16 protein-coding genes and 1 pseudogene are annotated in these 13,975 nt (G+C 72.7%); 6 read left to right on the forward strand and 11 right to left on the reverse strand.

The genetic code is table 11. From position 1 onward, the window contains the following. Positions 1–86, forward strand: a pseudogene (locus ACWD4A_RS33105) (IS5/IS1182 family transposase); the annotation flags it as partial. A gap of 405 nt (positions 87–491) precedes the next feature. On the opposite strand, the gene ACWD4A_RS33110 reads toward ACWD4A_RS33105, so the two are convergent. Beyond that, the gene (locus ACWD4A_RS33110) at positions 492–707 is read right to left on the reverse strand and encodes a type II toxin-antitoxin system HicB family antitoxin (protein WP_451199786.1); all 216 of its coding nucleotides are present in this window, start codon (positions 705–707) and stop codon (positions 492–494) included. Positions 708–816: 109 nt separating this feature from the next. Continuing rightward, positions 817–1,041: a DUF397 domain-containing protein gene (locus tag ACWD4A_RS33115; protein ID WP_451199788.1), complete on the reverse strand. Its 225-nt coding sequence runs from the start codon at positions 1,039–1,041 to the stop codon at positions 817–819. Between the two features lie 464 nt (positions 1,042–1,505). On the opposite strand from ACWD4A_RS33115, the gene ACWD4A_RS33120 reads away from it, so the two are divergent. Beyond that, the gene (locus tag ACWD4A_RS33120; protein ID WP_451199790.1) at positions 1,506–1,700 is read left to right on the forward strand and encodes a hypothetical protein; all 195 of its coding nucleotides are present in this window, start codon (positions 1,506–1,508) and stop codon (positions 1,698–1,700) included. A 179-nt stretch (positions 1,701–1,879) separates the two neighbouring features. On the opposite strand, the gene ACWD4A_RS33125 is transcribed toward ACWD4A_RS33120, so the two are convergent. The 6 genes from ACWD4A_RS33125 to ACWD4A_RS33150 all read right to left on the reverse strand — a co-directional run bounded on the left by ACWD4A_RS33125 (position 1,880) and on the right by ACWD4A_RS33150 (position 8,676). Next, on the reverse strand, positions 1,880–2,332 hold the full coding sequence (locus ACWD4A_RS33125; protein WP_451199793.1) for an RICIN domain-containing protein: 453 nt from the start codon (positions 2,330–2,332) through the stop codon (positions 1,880–1,882). Between the two features lie 357 nt (positions 2,333–2,689). Further along, positions 2,690–3,553 (reverse strand): ECF transporter S component, encoded by an 864-nt coding sequence (locus ACWD4A_RS33130; protein WP_451199816.1) that lies wholly within the window; start codon positions 3,551–3,553, stop codon positions 2,690–2,692. Positions 3,554–3,588: 35 nt separating this feature from the next. Further along, entirely contained in the window at positions 3,589–5,328 is a 1,740-nt protein-coding gene (locus tag ACWD4A_RS33135) for an ABC transporter ATP-binding protein (protein WP_451199794.1), read from the reverse strand. Further along, positions 5,325–6,698 carry an energy-coupling factor transporter transmembrane component T gene (locus tag ACWD4A_RS33140; RefSeq protein WP_451199796.1) on the reverse strand — a complete coding sequence of 458 codons (1,374 nt, stop codon included), beginning with the start codon at positions 6,696–6,698 and terminating at the stop codon, positions 5,325–5,327. The genes ACWD4A_RS33135 and ACWD4A_RS33140 overlap by 4 nt, the downstream gene beginning before the upstream one ends. After that, positions 6,695–7,354 (reverse strand): SCO2322 family protein, encoded by a 660-nt coding sequence (locus ACWD4A_RS33145; RefSeq protein WP_451199799.1) that lies wholly within the window; start codon positions 7,352–7,354, stop codon positions 6,695–6,697. Before ACWD4A_RS33145 ends, ACWD4A_RS33140 begins: the two co-directional genes overlap by 4 nt. Continuing rightward, on the reverse strand, positions 7,351–8,676 hold the full coding sequence (locus ACWD4A_RS33150) for a prenyltransferase/squalene oxidase repeat-containing protein (RefSeq protein WP_451199801.1): 1,326 nt from the start codon (positions 8,674–8,676) through the stop codon (positions 7,351–7,353). The genes ACWD4A_RS33145 and ACWD4A_RS33150 overlap by 4 nt, the downstream gene beginning before the upstream one ends. A gap of 548 nt (positions 8,677–9,224) precedes the next feature. Between ACWD4A_RS33150 and ACWD4A_RS33155 the strand changes: the two genes are divergently transcribed. Together ACWD4A_RS33155 and ACWD4A_RS33160 are read left to right on the forward strand one after the other, a co-directional pair. Beyond that, positions 9,225–10,682: an aldehyde dehydrogenase gene (locus ACWD4A_RS33155; protein ID WP_451199802.1), complete on the forward strand. Its 1,458-nt coding sequence runs from the start codon at positions 9,225–9,227 to the stop codon at positions 10,680–10,682. Beyond that, a complete protein-coding gene (locus ACWD4A_RS33160) occupies positions 10,679–10,915 on the forward strand; it encodes a ferredoxin (protein ID WP_451199804.1) in 237 nt (78 codons plus the stop codon). Before ACWD4A_RS33155 ends, ACWD4A_RS33160 begins: the two co-directional genes overlap by 4 nt. A gap of 95 nt (positions 10,916–11,010) precedes the next feature. Here ACWD4A_RS33160 and ACWD4A_RS33165 read toward each other — a convergent pair whose 3' ends face one another. Continuing rightward, complete coding sequence (locus tag ACWD4A_RS33165; protein ID WP_451199805.1) at positions 11,011–11,268, reverse strand: type II toxin-antitoxin system RelE family toxin; 258 nt, start codon at positions 11,266–11,268, stop codon at positions 11,011–11,013. Then, on the reverse strand, positions 11,265–11,609 hold the full coding sequence (locus ACWD4A_RS33170; protein WP_451199807.1) for a hypothetical protein: 345 nt from the start codon (positions 11,607–11,609) through the stop codon (positions 11,265–11,267). The genes ACWD4A_RS33165 and ACWD4A_RS33170 overlap by 4 nt, the downstream gene beginning before the upstream one ends. A 485-nt stretch (positions 11,610–12,094) precedes the next feature. On the opposite strand from ACWD4A_RS33170, the gene ACWD4A_RS33175 reads away from it, so the two are divergent. Continuing rightward, a complete protein-coding gene (locus tag ACWD4A_RS33175; RefSeq protein WP_451199810.1) occupies positions 12,095–12,400 on the forward strand; it encodes a hypothetical protein in 306 nt (101 codons plus the stop codon). A gap of 191 nt (positions 12,401–12,591) precedes the next feature. Here the strand turns inward: ACWD4A_RS33175 and ACWD4A_RS33180 are convergent, their stop codons facing one another. After that, complete coding sequence (locus ACWD4A_RS33180) at positions 12,592–13,107, reverse strand: EF-hand domain-containing protein (protein ID WP_451199812.1); 516 nt, start codon at positions 13,105–13,107, stop codon at positions 12,592–12,594. Between the two features lie 226 nt (positions 13,108–13,333). Between ACWD4A_RS33180 and ACWD4A_RS33185 the strand changes: the two genes are divergently transcribed. After that, positions 13,334–13,873, forward strand: coding sequence for a hypothetical protein (locus ACWD4A_RS33185; protein ID WP_451199814.1), 540 nt, complete (start codon positions 13,334–13,336; stop codon positions 13,871–13,873). The last annotated feature ends 102 nt before the right edge of the window (positions 13,874–13,975 follow it).

A 13,975-nucleotide genomic window follows, 5' to 3' on the forward strand; every position in this document is an offset into this window, starting at 1 on the left:
GGCGCATCTTCCGCAAAGCTCGGTGCAGCCCAAATCGAATGTCGGCAATCGCCAGAGCAGTCCTCACCCTGGAGCGGCAACCCTGAAAGGGCTCACTCTCTGAACCTGGGAAGCCGCTGGTACGGCTGGTCGGGAGACTGGACCCTACCGGCAATGTGAACGCAGCAGCTACCCAGTTTCTGCACCCAGCGATGCATCGTCTTCCCCGCAGAATGCGTCAGCTCCCTCAAGATCCGATACGGGTGCCAGGAGGGGAAGCGCACTGCCTCTGGGGCAAGTTGGAAGGGCAACGGGCTCATCTTCACGACGCCGATGGGTGTCGCTCTCGCCTCCGCCGACCTCACCCGCCGCTTCGGTCAATTCCTCGACCCGCACTGGCGGTCGTCCTTGCGCTATTTGGCGTGGCTGCCGCGGGTGGAGACAGGGTCGAAACCCGCGCGTTCCAGAGCCCTGGCGATCTCGGTTCCGGACAGGTCCGTGGGGACGGCAGCTCATGCGACGCGGACCTCGACGGGGGCGGTGATCACGTCGGTCACCTCAGGGGCGGGGGCGTCCTCGAAGTAGAGCTCCAGGGCTTCGCGGAGGTTGGTCAGCGCCTCCTTGATGGTTCCGCCTTGGCTGGTGACCTCGACCTGGAGACAACGTGCGACGTACCACTCGCCTTCGTGTGTGATCGCGGCGGTGAGATGCAGTGCATTCGACGTCATGGGCAAAATCTGCCACGCCGTCCTGCGCCGGCTGTGGCGTTCCGCGATCTCGGTGCCGTCGGCCGGTATGCGGCTCTCCACCGCTCCTGCGGAGGGCGACGGGGGTCGGTCAGGCGGAGAGGTCGCCGTCCGTGGCGGCGACGGCCGTGACGAATGCGGACCAGGCGGTGGTGGTCGGGGTTATGGCGGGGCCTTGGGGGTTCTTGCTGTCGCGTATGGGGACGGTGCCGGGGATCTGTTGATCGGCCGTCTCGACGCAACCGCCGCTGTCGACGCTGTAGGAGCTCTTACGCCAAGTGGCTACGGACAGGCATCCAAGGTGTGTGGTGGGCACGGGTATCTCTCCTCAACTGCCTTGCGAATCAGCGCTTGTGACGCCTCGCTGTGGGAGTAGTCGGCCCGGCTGCCGCCGACCCGGTCGCGCAGGAGCCCGGGCGCGTGCTGGGCGAGCAGGTTGATGACGGTGCGGTGGCCGGTGGAGATACCGAAGCCGGTGGCGATCTGCGCGAGGGTCCTGGGGTGTACTCCCGGAAACCCGCCACGTGGGGGTGTCGGGACCCGCCATGTGGAGGTGTTGCCGACCGGGGGGCGGCGGGACGATGCGTGAGCCGTATACGCGGCAGGGGCAGCGGGTGTCCACTTCAGGCCTTGGAAAACACGGGAGTTCACGTAATGAGAGCGAAGGTCGTTTCGTTGGTCGTCCTCAAGAAGGCGGCAAGGGAGGCAGCCGCGAACGCGGTCGGGGCCGGTGTCAGTGGCTGCTTCAGTTCCCTTCTGAGCTAGCCCGGGAGCCGGGCAATGGTCATCAGGATGCTTGTCTTCGCGGTGTGCGCAGTCGTCCTCGCCGTCGTGAACAGGTTTGTCATCGAGCCCTACTGGGGCCAGATCGCGTTCACGGCGTTCATGGCCTGGATCGCCATGAAGGTTGCGGACAAGGCGGCCCTCAGAGGGCGCCGTGGAAAGAGGGATGACGCTTCCCGTCAGGACGTGTGACGGCCAGTGGGCGCTCGCGTGGCGGCACTCAGGTGCACCCGTGCATCCGTGCATCCGCACCGCGATCTCCGCGTTAAGCGGCCACGGAAACGCGTCCAGGCCGACGAGAGGAACCTCGTCGGCCCGGATGTGTTCGGCCACCGCTCACACTCGGGGAACGTGCGGCGGGAGCGCGCCTGCTAACCGGCGGCAGGTGCGAGGAAGCGCAGGGTCCACGTCTGGTTGGGGCTGCCGTTCGGCTTGCCGAGCCTGATCTGGGCGCCGATGTGCTCGGCTGTCAGGTACTGCTCCTTGTCGTTGAAGATGGTGAATCCCCTCGGGGTGGGGTTGATCACCCACTCCAGCGGCGGAACGCTGTTGACCCAGAGAAGGTCGTCCTGGGGGTTGTCCGTGAGGACGGGCTTCGCGCCGTCCTCCTCGAACGCGGGACGGATGATGTACCGGCCCGGCAGCCCGGAGTCGGCGACGCGGTGGACCCGCCACTGCTGGCCGGGGCCCGGGAACGGCTGCTCCTGGGGGGCCGCGATGACGGGAGCGCCGTGGTCGACGGCGTGCGGGGTGGCGGTCAGGACGACCTGGAACCCGATGTGGGCACCGATGACGAAGATTCCGTCGGGCATGAGCTGAGACATGAGTTCTCCTTCTTCCCTGGAATCCGGGCGGGACAGCGGCATTCGGCATTCGGAGCCGTGCCTGTACGCCCAAGAGCTTGGTGGTCCGTGTGGGGTGCGTCACAGGGCGCATCAGGCCATGGGCGGCTGTGGCTCCGAAAGGCCGGGGCGCGCCGCCGAACAAGCCAATGACGCTCCACGGGAGAGTTCGCCCGCCCGTGCGGCCGGTGTCGAGGGCCCGTGGTGAGGGCCGGGGAGGCGCGCCCGGAAGCTTCGGCACAATCGGCCGGAAACCTCGGACTGGACATCCGTATGTGGTCTGTCCAGCCGTGCCTTCTTGCGCATCGCTGACGACATGCCCCGTTCACGCGGCCTTCGTCACATGGTCGGTTCCTTGAAGCTCACCGGTGCCTCGAACGCCGCGCGCCGCGTCGCCCGGCGCAGCGCCTTGAGGAGGACCGGGCCCAGGGCGAGCGTGGCGGTGACCGTGACCAGGGCCCGGGGGAGGTCCCAGCCGAGGGACGTGGCCAGGCAGTAGGCCAGGAAGCGGGAGAGGTTGTCGGGGAGCGGGTCGCCCGGGACGAAGGAGATGCCCGAGGCCAACGAGCCGATGTACGGCCAGCCTTGGAGGTTCATGACCGTGCCGTAGCAGAGGGAGGCCACCGCCCCGTAGCCCGCGAGCATCAGCACCTCGGCCCGGCCCCGGAGCCGGTCCGGGCCCGGGAGGAGGCCCGCGCCCATCGACACCCAGCCCATCGCCAGCATCTGGAACGGCAGCCACGGCCCGACCCCGCCCGTCAGCAGCGCCGACGCGAACATCGACACCGAGCCGAGGACGAAGCCGAAGCCCGGCCCCAGCACCCGGCCCGACAGCACCATCAGGAAGAACATCGGCTCGATGCCCGCCGTGCCCGCCCCCAGCGGGCGCAGCGCCGCGCCCGCCGCGGCCAGTACGCCGAGCATCGCGATGGCCTTCGCGTCCAGGCCGGTGTCGGCGATCGTGGCCATCACGACGGCCAGCAGCAGCGGGAGCAGCGCGGCGAACAGCCACGGCGCGTCCTTGGAGTGGGCGAGCCCGGACGCCGAACCGGCGAGCAGCGGCCAGCCGAAGGCCATGACACCCATGACCGAGATCAGCAGCAGGGCGCAGACGGACCGCGGGCCGAGGCGGACGGCTCGCGCCTGACGGTCGTGCGCAGGGGAGTCGTGCGCAGGGGAGTCGTGCGCAGGGGAGTCGGGCACAGGGGAGTCGGGCACAGGGGATTCGAGGCGGCTGTTCACGTCGTTCCCTCCCGGGCTTCCAGCGCGCGGCGCACCTGCGGCACCGTCAGCCACGGCAGTGGCGCGAGGACCTTCGCCACCTGGGGGGCGAACGCGGGGGAGGCGACCACGACCTCCGCCGTCGGGCCGTCCGCCACGATCTCGCCGTCGGCGATGACGACGACGCGGTGCGCGAGTTCCGCCGCCAGCTCCACGTCGTGCGTGGCCAGGACGATGGCGTGGCCGTCGGCGGCGAGCCCGCGCAGGATCTCCACCAGGCGTTCCTTCGCCGCGTAGTCGAGGCCGCGCGTCGGCTCGTCCAGCAGGAGCAGCGGCGGGCGGGCCGTCAGCACCACGGCGAGCGCGAGCGCGAGGCGCTGGCCCTCGGACAGGTCGCGGGGGTGCGTCGCGTCGGACACGCCGGGCAGCAGGTCGTCGACCAGCGCCCGGCATGTACCGGGCTCCGCCTGCGCGTCGCCGTCCGCCGCCTCGCACTCGGCGGCGACCGTGTCCGCGTACAGCAGGTCGCGGGGCTCCTGCGGTACGAGGCCGACGTGGCGCAGGAGTTCGGCGGGGGCGGTGGTGTGCGGCTTCAGGCCGCCTACGTGTACGGAGCCGGTGGTGGGGCGGTGCATGCCGACGAGGGTGCGCAGGAGGCTGGACTTGCCGGCGCCGTTGCGGCCCATGAGGGCGATGGTCTCGCCGGGGTTCACGGTCAGGGTGATGTCGCGGAGGGCGGTGAGCCGGGCGTGGTGGACGGTGAGGCCGGCGGCCTGGGCCGGGGCGGGTGGCCGGGCGAGTTCTTCCCCTGCCCGCCCCTTCCCGAAACTGAGGGCAAGCCCCCGGACCCCTGTCGTCCTCAAACTCCGGACGGGCTTGGGGGGTTGCCCGGAGCCGGGCTCGTCAGCACGCTCCGGTGCGGGTTCGGGGCGGAGCCCCGGCATCGTCAGCCGCTCCCGCAGCGGGGCGGCCCGGCGGCGGGCGTCCCGTATGGAGAGGGGGAGTGGGGACCAGCCCGCCAGGTCGCCGAGGGCCACGACCGGTGGCCGGACCGGGGAGACGGCCATGATCTCCGCGGGGTCGCCCATGACGGGGGCGGCGCCGGGCGCCGGGAGCAGGAGCACGCGGTCCGCGTACTGCACGACGCGCTCCAGCCGGTGTTCGGCCATCAGCACGGTGGTGCCCAGGTCGTGGACGAGGCGCTGGAGCACGGCCAGCACCTCCTCCGCCGCGCCCGGGTCCAGCGCGGACGTCGGCTCGTCGAGCACCAGCACCTGGGGGTGGGTGGTCAGCACCGAGCCGATGGCCACGCGCTGCTGCTGGCCGCCGGACAGGGTGGCGAGCGGCCGGCCGCGGAGGGTCGCCAGGCCCAGCAGGTCCAGGGTCTCCTCCACGCGGCGGCGCATCACCGCGGGTGCGATGCCGAGGGACTCCATGCCGTAGGCGAGCTCGTCCTCGACGGTGTCGGTGACGAAGTGGGCGAGCGGGTCCTGGCCCACGGTGCCCACCACATCGGCGAGTTCGCGCGGCCGGTGGGTACGGGTGTCACGGCCCGCCACGGTGACACGGCCGTGCAGCGTGCCCCCGGTGAAGTGCGGTACGAGGCCGCTGACGGTGCCCAGCAGCGTCGACTTGCCGACCCCGGACGGCCCGACGAGCAGACACAGCTCGCCCTCGGGCACGGTGAGGTCGACCCCGCCGAGCGCGGGCGCCGCCGCGTCCCCGTAGGTGACCGACACCTGCTCGAACCGGATCACTGCGGTACCTCCTCGGGAGTACGGGGGCCGGGGTCAGGGTCGGGGTGGGGGCCAGAGCCAGGGTCGGGACCGGGGCCGGGGTCGGGTGCCGCGAACGCCGGTACCAGCCCCAGCAGGATCGACACGGCGGGCCACAGCGGCAGTTCGGGCGCGGTCAGCGGGACGGCGGGCGGGTGCAGGGCGGCCGCCGCGCGGCCGTTCGCCCAGATCATCAGGGCCGCCACCGCCGCGCCCGAGCCCGCCACCAGCCACGCGCGTACGCCCCAGCGGTCCGGGCGGTAGCGGGTACGGACCGAACGGCGGCCGCCCAGCCACAGCCCGGCCAGCGCCGCCGCGAGCCCGGCCAGCAGCACCGGCGCGCCGTAGCCCGCGCCCGCGTCGCCGAGCAGCCCGTAGGTGCCCGCGCAGACACCCAGCAGACCGCCCAGCGTCAGCGCGGTCGTCGTGTGCCGCACGGCGGGCGGGACCTGCGCGGTACGGCCGTAGCCCCGCGCGTCCATCGCCGCCGCCAGCGCCACGGAACGCTCCAGCGCGCCCTCCAGCACCGGCAGCCCCACCTGGAGCAGGGCCTTGAGGCCGTGGTCCGGGCGGCCGCGCAACCGGCGTGCGGCGCGCAGGCGTTGGACGTCGGCGACCAGGTTCGGGGCGAAGGTCATCGCGACGACGACCGCCACCCCCGCCTCGTACAGCGCGCCCGGCAGGGACTTCAGCAGCCGGGCCGGGTTGGCCAGCGCGTTCGCCGCGCCGACGCAGACCAGCAGGGCGGCCAGCTTCAGCCCGTCGTACAGCGCGAAGACCAGGCCCTCCGCGGTCACCCGGCCGCCGATCCGCACGCCCCGCGCCCAGTCCGGAAGCGGTACTTCCGGGAGCGTGACCAGGACGTGCGTACCGGGGATCGGGGAGCCCAGCACGAACGCGAACACCAGCCGGATGCCGATGACGACCAGCCCGAGCTTGAGGAACGCCCCGTACGAGCGCGCCCACGGCGCGTCCGTGCGCCGCGCCGCCACCACGTAACCGGCTACGCCGACGAGCAGGCCGAGGAGGAGGGGGTTGGTGGTGCGCGAGGCGGCGGTGGCCAGGCCGAGGGCCCAGATCCACCAGGCGCCGGCGTGGAGGGTGTCCGCGCGTGCGGTGCGCTCGCCGCCGGGCGCCTGGTGCCGTTGGGCTGCGGGTGGCAGCGCGGCTGCGGGCCGGTGGGGGCTTGCCGCGCCCACGCGGCGGAGCCGCTCAATGGAACACGGCCCCGCGCCCCTTTCGGGGCGGCCCGCCGCGGAGCGGTCGCGGCCGGGGCGCGGCACGGTCAGTGGTTCCGGGAGCGGCTCGGCCGCAGCCGTCGTGCGGTCGCCGCTCCGTTCGTCCGCGTTCATCCGCGCTTGCGGCGGCGCGCCTGCCAGACGCCCGCGGCGCCGAGGACGACCACGGCGGCGACGCCCGCGAGCAGGCCCGCCGAGGGGCCGCCGCCGTCGTCGCTCTTCGTGGTGCCGGTCGCGGACGGCGCCGCGCTCTCCTTCCCGTTCCCGCTCACCTGCTCGCCGCAGCCCGTCTTCGGGTAGCCCGCGATGGCGCAGAGCAGCGCGGAGGAGTTGTAGCGCAGCGGCTTGGCGACGGCCGCCAGCGCCTCACCGGCGCTCGCGTCCTCGCCGACCTGCGCGCAGGCGGTACGGGACGCGGGCGGCGTCTCGCCGGAAGGCGCCTCCGCGGCCGACCCGAAGTCGAGGACGACCGCGACGCGCTTGCTGCCGTCCTTCGCCGGGGTACGGCCGCAGACGGCCCCGAAGTCGGGGGCGGCTGCGGGCTTCGCGGCGTTCTTGGAGTCCTCGCTGACGGCGAACCGGAAGCCGATGGCGTCACCGTCCCCGGGGCGGGCCGTGGACGGGCCCTGCGTGGCATACGCCCAGGAGCCGCCCTTGCCCTCCCAGAAGGACCAGTAGCGGTAGCCGGCAGCGTGCGCGGGGGCGACGGCGAGCACCGCGAGGACACCGGCGAGCAGCAGGGCGCCGAGCCCGCGCAGCGGACGGCTCACAGCTGGTTCTTCTTCTTGCGGCCGCTGATCAGGAAGCCCGCGCCGACGCTCGCCACGAAGAAGACGCCGACGATCCACCAGGTGCCGAAGCCGCTGCCGCCGTCCTTCTTCTCCTTCTCCTTCTCCTTCTTCGGCTCCTCGGAGCCCGACGGGGAGGCCGCGGCGTCCGCCTTCGGGCCGGTCGCGGTGAGCTGGGCGACGAGGTCGGCGCCGCCGAAGTCGCGCGGGTTCGCGCCCGCGGCGTGGGCGGCGAGGACGAGCTGGGCGTAGGCCGCCGGGCCCGCCGTCTTCGCCCAGGCCGCGGAGTTCTGCTCAAGCCACTTCAGCGGCTTCGCGGCCGCGTCGCGGTGCCCGCCCGCGGCGAGGGCGATCACGGTCCCGGCGGTGTTGCCGAAGTCGGGCGCGGGCTTGTCGGCGCCGGGCTGGACGGCGGCCAGGTGCGGGCCGTCCTGCTCCTTGTCCATGACCTGCGCGAGGTACGCGGCCGCCGCGCCCGCGGCCGCCTTCGGGTCGGACGTGCCGGCCTCGTCGCCCTTGCACGACAGCGGTTTCACGTCCGTGCTGTCCTTGGCGTCCTTGGCGTCCTTGCCGACGGGCTCCACGGCGTAGCCCTTGCCCAGCCCGGCGAGGGCGGCCGCGGCCGTGGCGGCGGCGTTGGCGGCGAGCTTCCCGGACTTGTCGGGCTGGTACGCGAACGCGCCGCGGTCGGCCTCGGCGGCGTCGCAGCCCAGCTGGAGGGCGACCAGCCCGTCGTAGCCGGAGCGGCCCTTCTTGGAGGTGACCTTCGCGGCGTCCTCGCCCGCGGCCGCCAGCGCGCCGATCACGATCGACGTGGAGTTGGCGTCGCTCGGGCCGCCCGGGTTGTAGCTCCAGCCGCCGTCCTCGTTCTGCGTGGCCTTCAGCCACCCCACGGCCTTGGTCACCTCGGCGCCGTGCCCGCCGAGCGCGGCGAGGGCCTGGACGGCGACGGCCGTCGCGTTGCTGTCCAGCGGGGTCTTCGCGTCGCACGCCTTGCCCGCGTTGCCCGCCGTGCCCGCGTCGGCGCGGTACGCGGTGAAGCCGCCGTCCGCGCACTGCTGCCCGGTCAGCCAGTCGACGGCCTGCTTCGCGGGTGCGACGCCCGCCGTGTGCTGCGCGAGGAGGGCCAGCGACTGCCGGAAGACACCGTCGAACTTCGGGTCCGACGTCCCGAACAGCCCGGGGGCCGCGGGGGACGGGGAGCCGTCGGCGACGGCGGCGGGTGCCACGGCCGCGCTCAGGACGGCGGCGGTGGCCAGGGCCGCGGCGCCGCGGCGCGCGTGGACGGCGAAGGAGGGGGCCATGGGGTCGGTGCCTCTCGGTGGGTGTCACTGCGGTGGACCGGCAGCGCCCGGGGACACGGCGTTGCAGCCGCGCACGGCGACCCCTCCGCGACGATCACGCGGCGGCACCGGGCTCGGCGCCGCATACCTCGGCGGTGCCAGTGGACCGGGCGGCACCGCGAGGGCGGCGCGACCGGATCCGGGAGCCTGCCGCCTGGCACGGGTGGTCCGGCTCGTACGGACCGCCGCGCGGGCGGACCGTAGTGACGGTTGCGGGTCAGCGCCGGATTCGCACCGGCTTTCCCCGTTCCGAGGCGGATGAAGTTGTCACGGACACCTTAGCCTCCGGCAGTGCGTCGTTATGTCGCCTTCGGGCCCGGTACGCGGGGTGGCCGGCGGCCGCGGGCAGCCGGTGGCCGGTCGCGCCCACGCGGCGGAGCCGCAGACCGATGCCTCCCCGCGCCCCTTACCGGGGCGCATCCCGTTGCCCGCGCCGCCGGAACCTGGTATCCCGTTCTGACGGGACGTCAGAAAAAGCAGCTCCGCAGACGCGCGGGAGGCGGCGGGACATGACGGGGATCGTCGAGCACGGACAGCTCTTCATCGGCGGCACGATGACCGGCCCGGCGGGCCGGGACACCATCGACGTCGTCTCGCCGCACACCGAGGACGTCATCGGGCGCGTGCCCCACGCCACCCGCGAGGACGTCGACCGGGCCGTGGCCGCGGCCCGTACCGCCTTCGACTCCGGCACCTGGGCGGACCGGCCCCTCGCCGACCGGCTCGCCGTCGTCACCCGGATCAAGGACGGCATCGCCGCCCGCCACGAGGAGATCGCCCGGCTGATCTCCGCCCAGAACGGTTCCCCGTACTCCTGGAGCGTCCTCGCGCAGGCCCTCGGCGCGGTGATGGTGTGGGACACCGCCCTCGCCGTCGCCCGGGACATCCCCTACGAGGAGCGGCGGGCCGGGGTCCTCGGGCCCTTACTGGTACGGCGCGAGCCGGTCGGCGTGGTCGCGGCGGTCGTGCCGTGGAACGTGCCGCAGTTCGTGACCGCCGCGAAGCTCGCGCCCGCGCTGCTCACCGGCTGCTCGGTGGTGCTCAAGCCCGCACCCGAGACGCCCCTCGACGCGTACCTGCTCGCCGAGATCGTCACCGAGGCCGGACTGCCGGAAGGCGTGCTGTCGATCCTGCCCGCGGGCCGGGAGGTGAGCGAGTACCTCGTCGGGCACCCCGGTGTCGACAAGGTCTCCTTCACCGGATCGGTCGCCTCCGGCAAGCGCGTCATGGAGGTCGCCGCCCGCAACCTCACCCGCGTCACCCTCGAACTGGGCGGCAAGTCCGCCGCGATCATCCTCCCGGACGCCGACCTGGAGGCCGCCGTCGCGGGCATCGTCCCGAGCGCCTGGATGAACAACGGCCAGGCGTGCGTCGCCCAGACCCGCATCCTCGTCCCCCGCGCCCACTACGACGAGCTGGCCGAACGCTTCGCCGCGGCCGCCGGGGCCCTCGTCGTCGGCGACCCCCTCGACCCCGCCACCCAGATCGGCCCGCTCGTCGCCGAGCGGCAGCAGCGCCGCTCGCTCGACTACATAGCGCTCGGGCAGCGGGAGGGCGCCAAGATCCTCGCGGGCGGCGGCCGCCCCGCCGCCCCGGACCGCGGCTGGTACGTCGAACCCACCCTCTTCGGCGAGGTCACCAACACCATGCGCATCGCCCGCGAGGAGATCTTCGGCCCCGTCATCTGCCTGCTGCCCTACGAGGACGAGGAGGAGGCCGTCCGTATCGCCGACGACTCCGACTACGGGCTCTCCGGCAGCGTCTGGACCGCCGACGTGCCCCGCGGCCTCGACATCGCCCGCCGCGTCCGCACCGGCACCTACTCCGTCAACACCTTCAGCCTCGACATGCTCGGCCCCTTCGGCGGCTACAAGAACTCCGGCCTGGGCCGCGAGTTCGGCCCCGAGGGCTTCGCCGCGTACCTGGAACACAAGATGATCCACCTGCCGGCGGGGTACGAGGCATGAAGCCCGCCGACGGCTGGCGGGTGACCGTGGACCGCCACCTCTGCGTCGGCTCGGGCCTCTGCGCGGCGACGGCCCCGGACGCCTTCCGCCTGGACGAGGCGCGGCGCTCCCACCCGACGGAGGAGACGACGCCGCCGTCCGACGCGGTGCTGGAGGCGGCGGAGGGGTGCCCGGTGGAGGCGATCACGATCCGGGGGAGTGCGGGGGAGGCGGTGTTCCCGCCGGAGGAGTGAGGGATGCTGAACGCCGCTGTGTGATGTCGCCCGGACGACGGTCGTGTGCACCGCGGCGGCCGGTCACCTGCAGTGCGGCATCGCGCAAAGGCACTTCAGGAGAGGGCGACCTTGCCGACCATCAACACCTTGATCGCTTCGTTCAAGCCGTCGATCTCGTAGGTGACGCGGTACTCGCCGACCCGTAACCGGCGCAGCCCCGTACCGCCGAGTTTGCTGCTGTTCAGCGGCTCCGGATCGCGGGCGAGCCCGTTGATCGCACGCGTCACAGCCCGCACCGCCACATCGTCACGGGCCCGCAGTTTGTCAAGGCCCTGCCGGGCGCGGAACTCCCAGATGATCGTGTGGGTCACGCGGCGTCCTCGGCGAGCATCGCGTCGACCTCGGCCGCCGTGTACGTCGGCCCCGGGCTGGCCTTCACGTGCAGGGCGATGGCGATGTCGGCGCAGTCGACGGCCGCTTCACGGGAGTCCTCGTCGGCGTTGTCGGCGACGGCCTGGACCCACCAGTCGTCGAGGAACGCGTCGAACGCCGCCCCGTCACCGAGCCGTTCCAGCTCGTCCCGGTACGCGCGGTGGCGGACTTCCGCCAGTGCTGACTCGATGGCCGCGACGGTCCGCGCCGGTACGGGGCCGGTATATCCGGAGTGTTCGCGGGCCTCGCTGAGGATGTGGTCCCACTGTTTGTCGCTCACGAGTCCTCCCGGAGAGTTGGTGCCGAGTCCACCCTAGTGGGTGCGGAGTCGGTCCTCGGCTGCGATATGCCAACCCACCCACCGGTGTCGAACTGTTGATCTCGCGCTGCGTGAGCGGCACTTACTCCATCTCCGTCAACACCTTCAGCGCCGGCGGGGTACGAGGCGTGACACCCGCCGACAGCTGGCGGGTGTCCGTGAACTGCCGCACAGCGGCCCGCGCTTCCTGGGCCGGGCAGGGGCGGGCACTCCAAGGTGAAGCGGGCCGGGAGCGATGTAACCATGGCAGCGCCGCGCCGTTGATCGGGCTGTACGAAGAGACGATCGACCGGCTCTTCCCGCCCTCCCCGAGGAGTTCCCACGCCCGCCCGCATGCTCCGGTCCGCCGTGCCCCTGCTCACTGTGGCCGTCGCGGCCGCCCTGGGGAGCGCCCCGGCGGCCTCCGCCCACGGAGACGGGAGCGCGCACGAGGATGCGCGACCCGGTTGGTGACGCGGGAGGCGGCCGCCAATCTCTTCCCGCCTTCCGCCGGGGTGAGGGCCTTCCTGTTCGACGCCGAGAGCGGCGAACCGCTGGCGGGCAAGAAGGTGTACTTCTGGACGCCGGGCGGCGTCGAGATCTGCCGGGCGGTCACCGACGGCGAAGGAGAGGCCGCCTGCAACGGGACCGCCCGCCTGGGGCCGACCGTCATCGGCACGCTCGCCAACGGCTGTACCGCGACGTTCCAGGGCGACAAGCGGTACAAGGGCGCCTCCGCCTTCGGGACGGTGAACGTCATGCTCCGGCCTTGAAGCTGGCCTTGAAGGCCGGTGAAAATGTTGGGCTGTTCCGGCCCGGAGCCCGCTGGGCGGACTTGTGGAAGTCCGCTGCGGTATCGCGCCCCGTAAGGAGCGCGGGGAAGTACCGATCTGCGGCTTCGCCGCGTGGGCGCGACCAGCCACCGACGGCCCGCAGTCGAATGACCGCACTTCCAGCGGAGCGCTCAGTACAGGGCCTCGCCCATCGGGGAGTCGTCGCCGACGATGTAGGCGCGGATCGACGCCAGGTACGCGTCACGGCCGACTCGGCCGTCGCCGTCGGCGTCCAGCGCATCGAACGCGGCGGCGGCGTTCTCCGGCGGGTTGTTCAGCGCGGTGCGCAGTGTGGTGAACTCGGCTTTGTCCAGGGCGCTGTCGCCGTCCGCGTCGGCGAGGTCGAAGAGCGCGCCGAGCGCGAACCGGCAGACGTTGTCGAACTTGTCGGCGCCCACCCACGCGTTGTACTCGTCGAAGGTCAGCTTCCCGTCGTTGTCCGCGTCCATCGCACCCCAGGCTTTGACGCCTTCCGAGCGGGCGGTGACGACGAGCGGGTCGTCCTCCGTGCGCCCGGTGGCCAGGACGGTCCGGTCGATGCGGGAGAGGTAGTCGTGCCGTGTGACGACCTGGTCCCCGTCGGCGTCCATCATGGCGAACACGCGTGCTCTCGCGGCGTTGGCGGCTGTGGTGGTCGTACGGCTCACTCGGGTCTCCTCCCGCTCGGTTCACGCTTCTGCTCGACGAGGGCTCGTCCGGCGCTTCCTACCCGGCGCGTTCCGGATCCCAAGCGGCCCGCCGGGAGGACAGGCGTAGGCGGCAGCGCGCTGAGGCGGGTGTGCGCCGACGGTGACTTCGAGGCGCCTGATCGGGTAGCCGCACGCGTGGGTAGCCCAAGTATCCGTAAGAGCAGTGGACTTGCTGGAGGGGAATGTGCTGAGCAGGCGCGGTACGACGGTGGCGCTGGGGTCCCTGGCGCTGGTGGTCTCGTCGCTGGTGTGGGCGCCGGCCGGTCAGGCGGGGACAGCCGGGGACGGGGCTGTCACCTGCACGGGCACCGCCCACGGCAGCTATGACCCGCCGCTTGTCGTCCTGTCCCGGGAGACCCGCATCCACGCCGACGTGCGCTACACCTCCTGCACCATCGCCCCCGGCCGCACCACCCCGGCGACAAGCTCCTTCGACGCCGTCGCCCCGGCGACATCCTGCCTCTCGCTGTCCGACGCCAGCGGCACGGAAACCGTCCGCTACGCCGACGGCGGCCGGTCGGTGATCGTCATCGACGCTGTCACCACCGCCCGCGTCGCGGGAGCCCTGGACGTCCTGCAGTCGGGCAGGGTCGTGGAGGGACGCGGTGAAGGCCACTCCGTACGCCGGACCGTGATCTCGCCGCCCCGGCAACTGCCCACGGACTGCCTCACCTCCGGCCTTCAGGGCACCCAGAGCGCGGTTCAGCTGGAGATCCTGCCGTAACACGGGGCGCGGCGAGCAGCACAGGACCCAGCACTGGGCACCTCCACGATGACGGCCGGTCCCACGCGGGGAGGCGGCAGAAGTAACTCATCGTGAAAACTA

It is taken from the genome of Streptomyces sp. NPDC002537 (assembly GCF_053594975.1).

Coding starts and splice junctions, on each gene's coding strand:
- ACWD4A_RS33110 (WP_451199786.1), bottom strand. CDS start 707: ATGACGTCGAATGCACTGCATCTCACCGCCGCGATCACACACGAAGGC.
- ACWD4A_RS33120 (WP_451199790.1), top strand. CDS start 1,506: ATGGTCATCAGGATGCTTGTCTTCGCGGTGTGCGCAGTCGTCCTCGCC.
- ACWD4A_RS33125 (WP_451199793.1), bottom strand. CDS start 2,332: ATGTCTCAGCTCATGCCCGACGGAATCTTCGTCATCGGTGCCCACATC.
- ACWD4A_RS33140 (WP_451199796.1), bottom strand. CDS start 6,698: ATGAACGCGGACGAACGGAGCGGCGACCGCACGACGGCTGCGGCCGAG.
- ACWD4A_RS33150 (WP_451199801.1), bottom strand. CDS start 8,676: ATGGCCCCCTCCTTCGCCGTCCACGCGCGCCGCGGCGCCGCGGCCCTG.
- ACWD4A_RS33155 (WP_451199802.1), top strand. CDS start 9,225: ATGACGGGGATCGTCGAGCACGGACAGCTCTTCATCGGCGGCACGATG.
- ACWD4A_RS33160 (WP_451199804.1), top strand. CDS start 10,679: ATGAAGCCCGCCGACGGCTGGCGGGTGACCGTGGACCGCCACCTCTGC.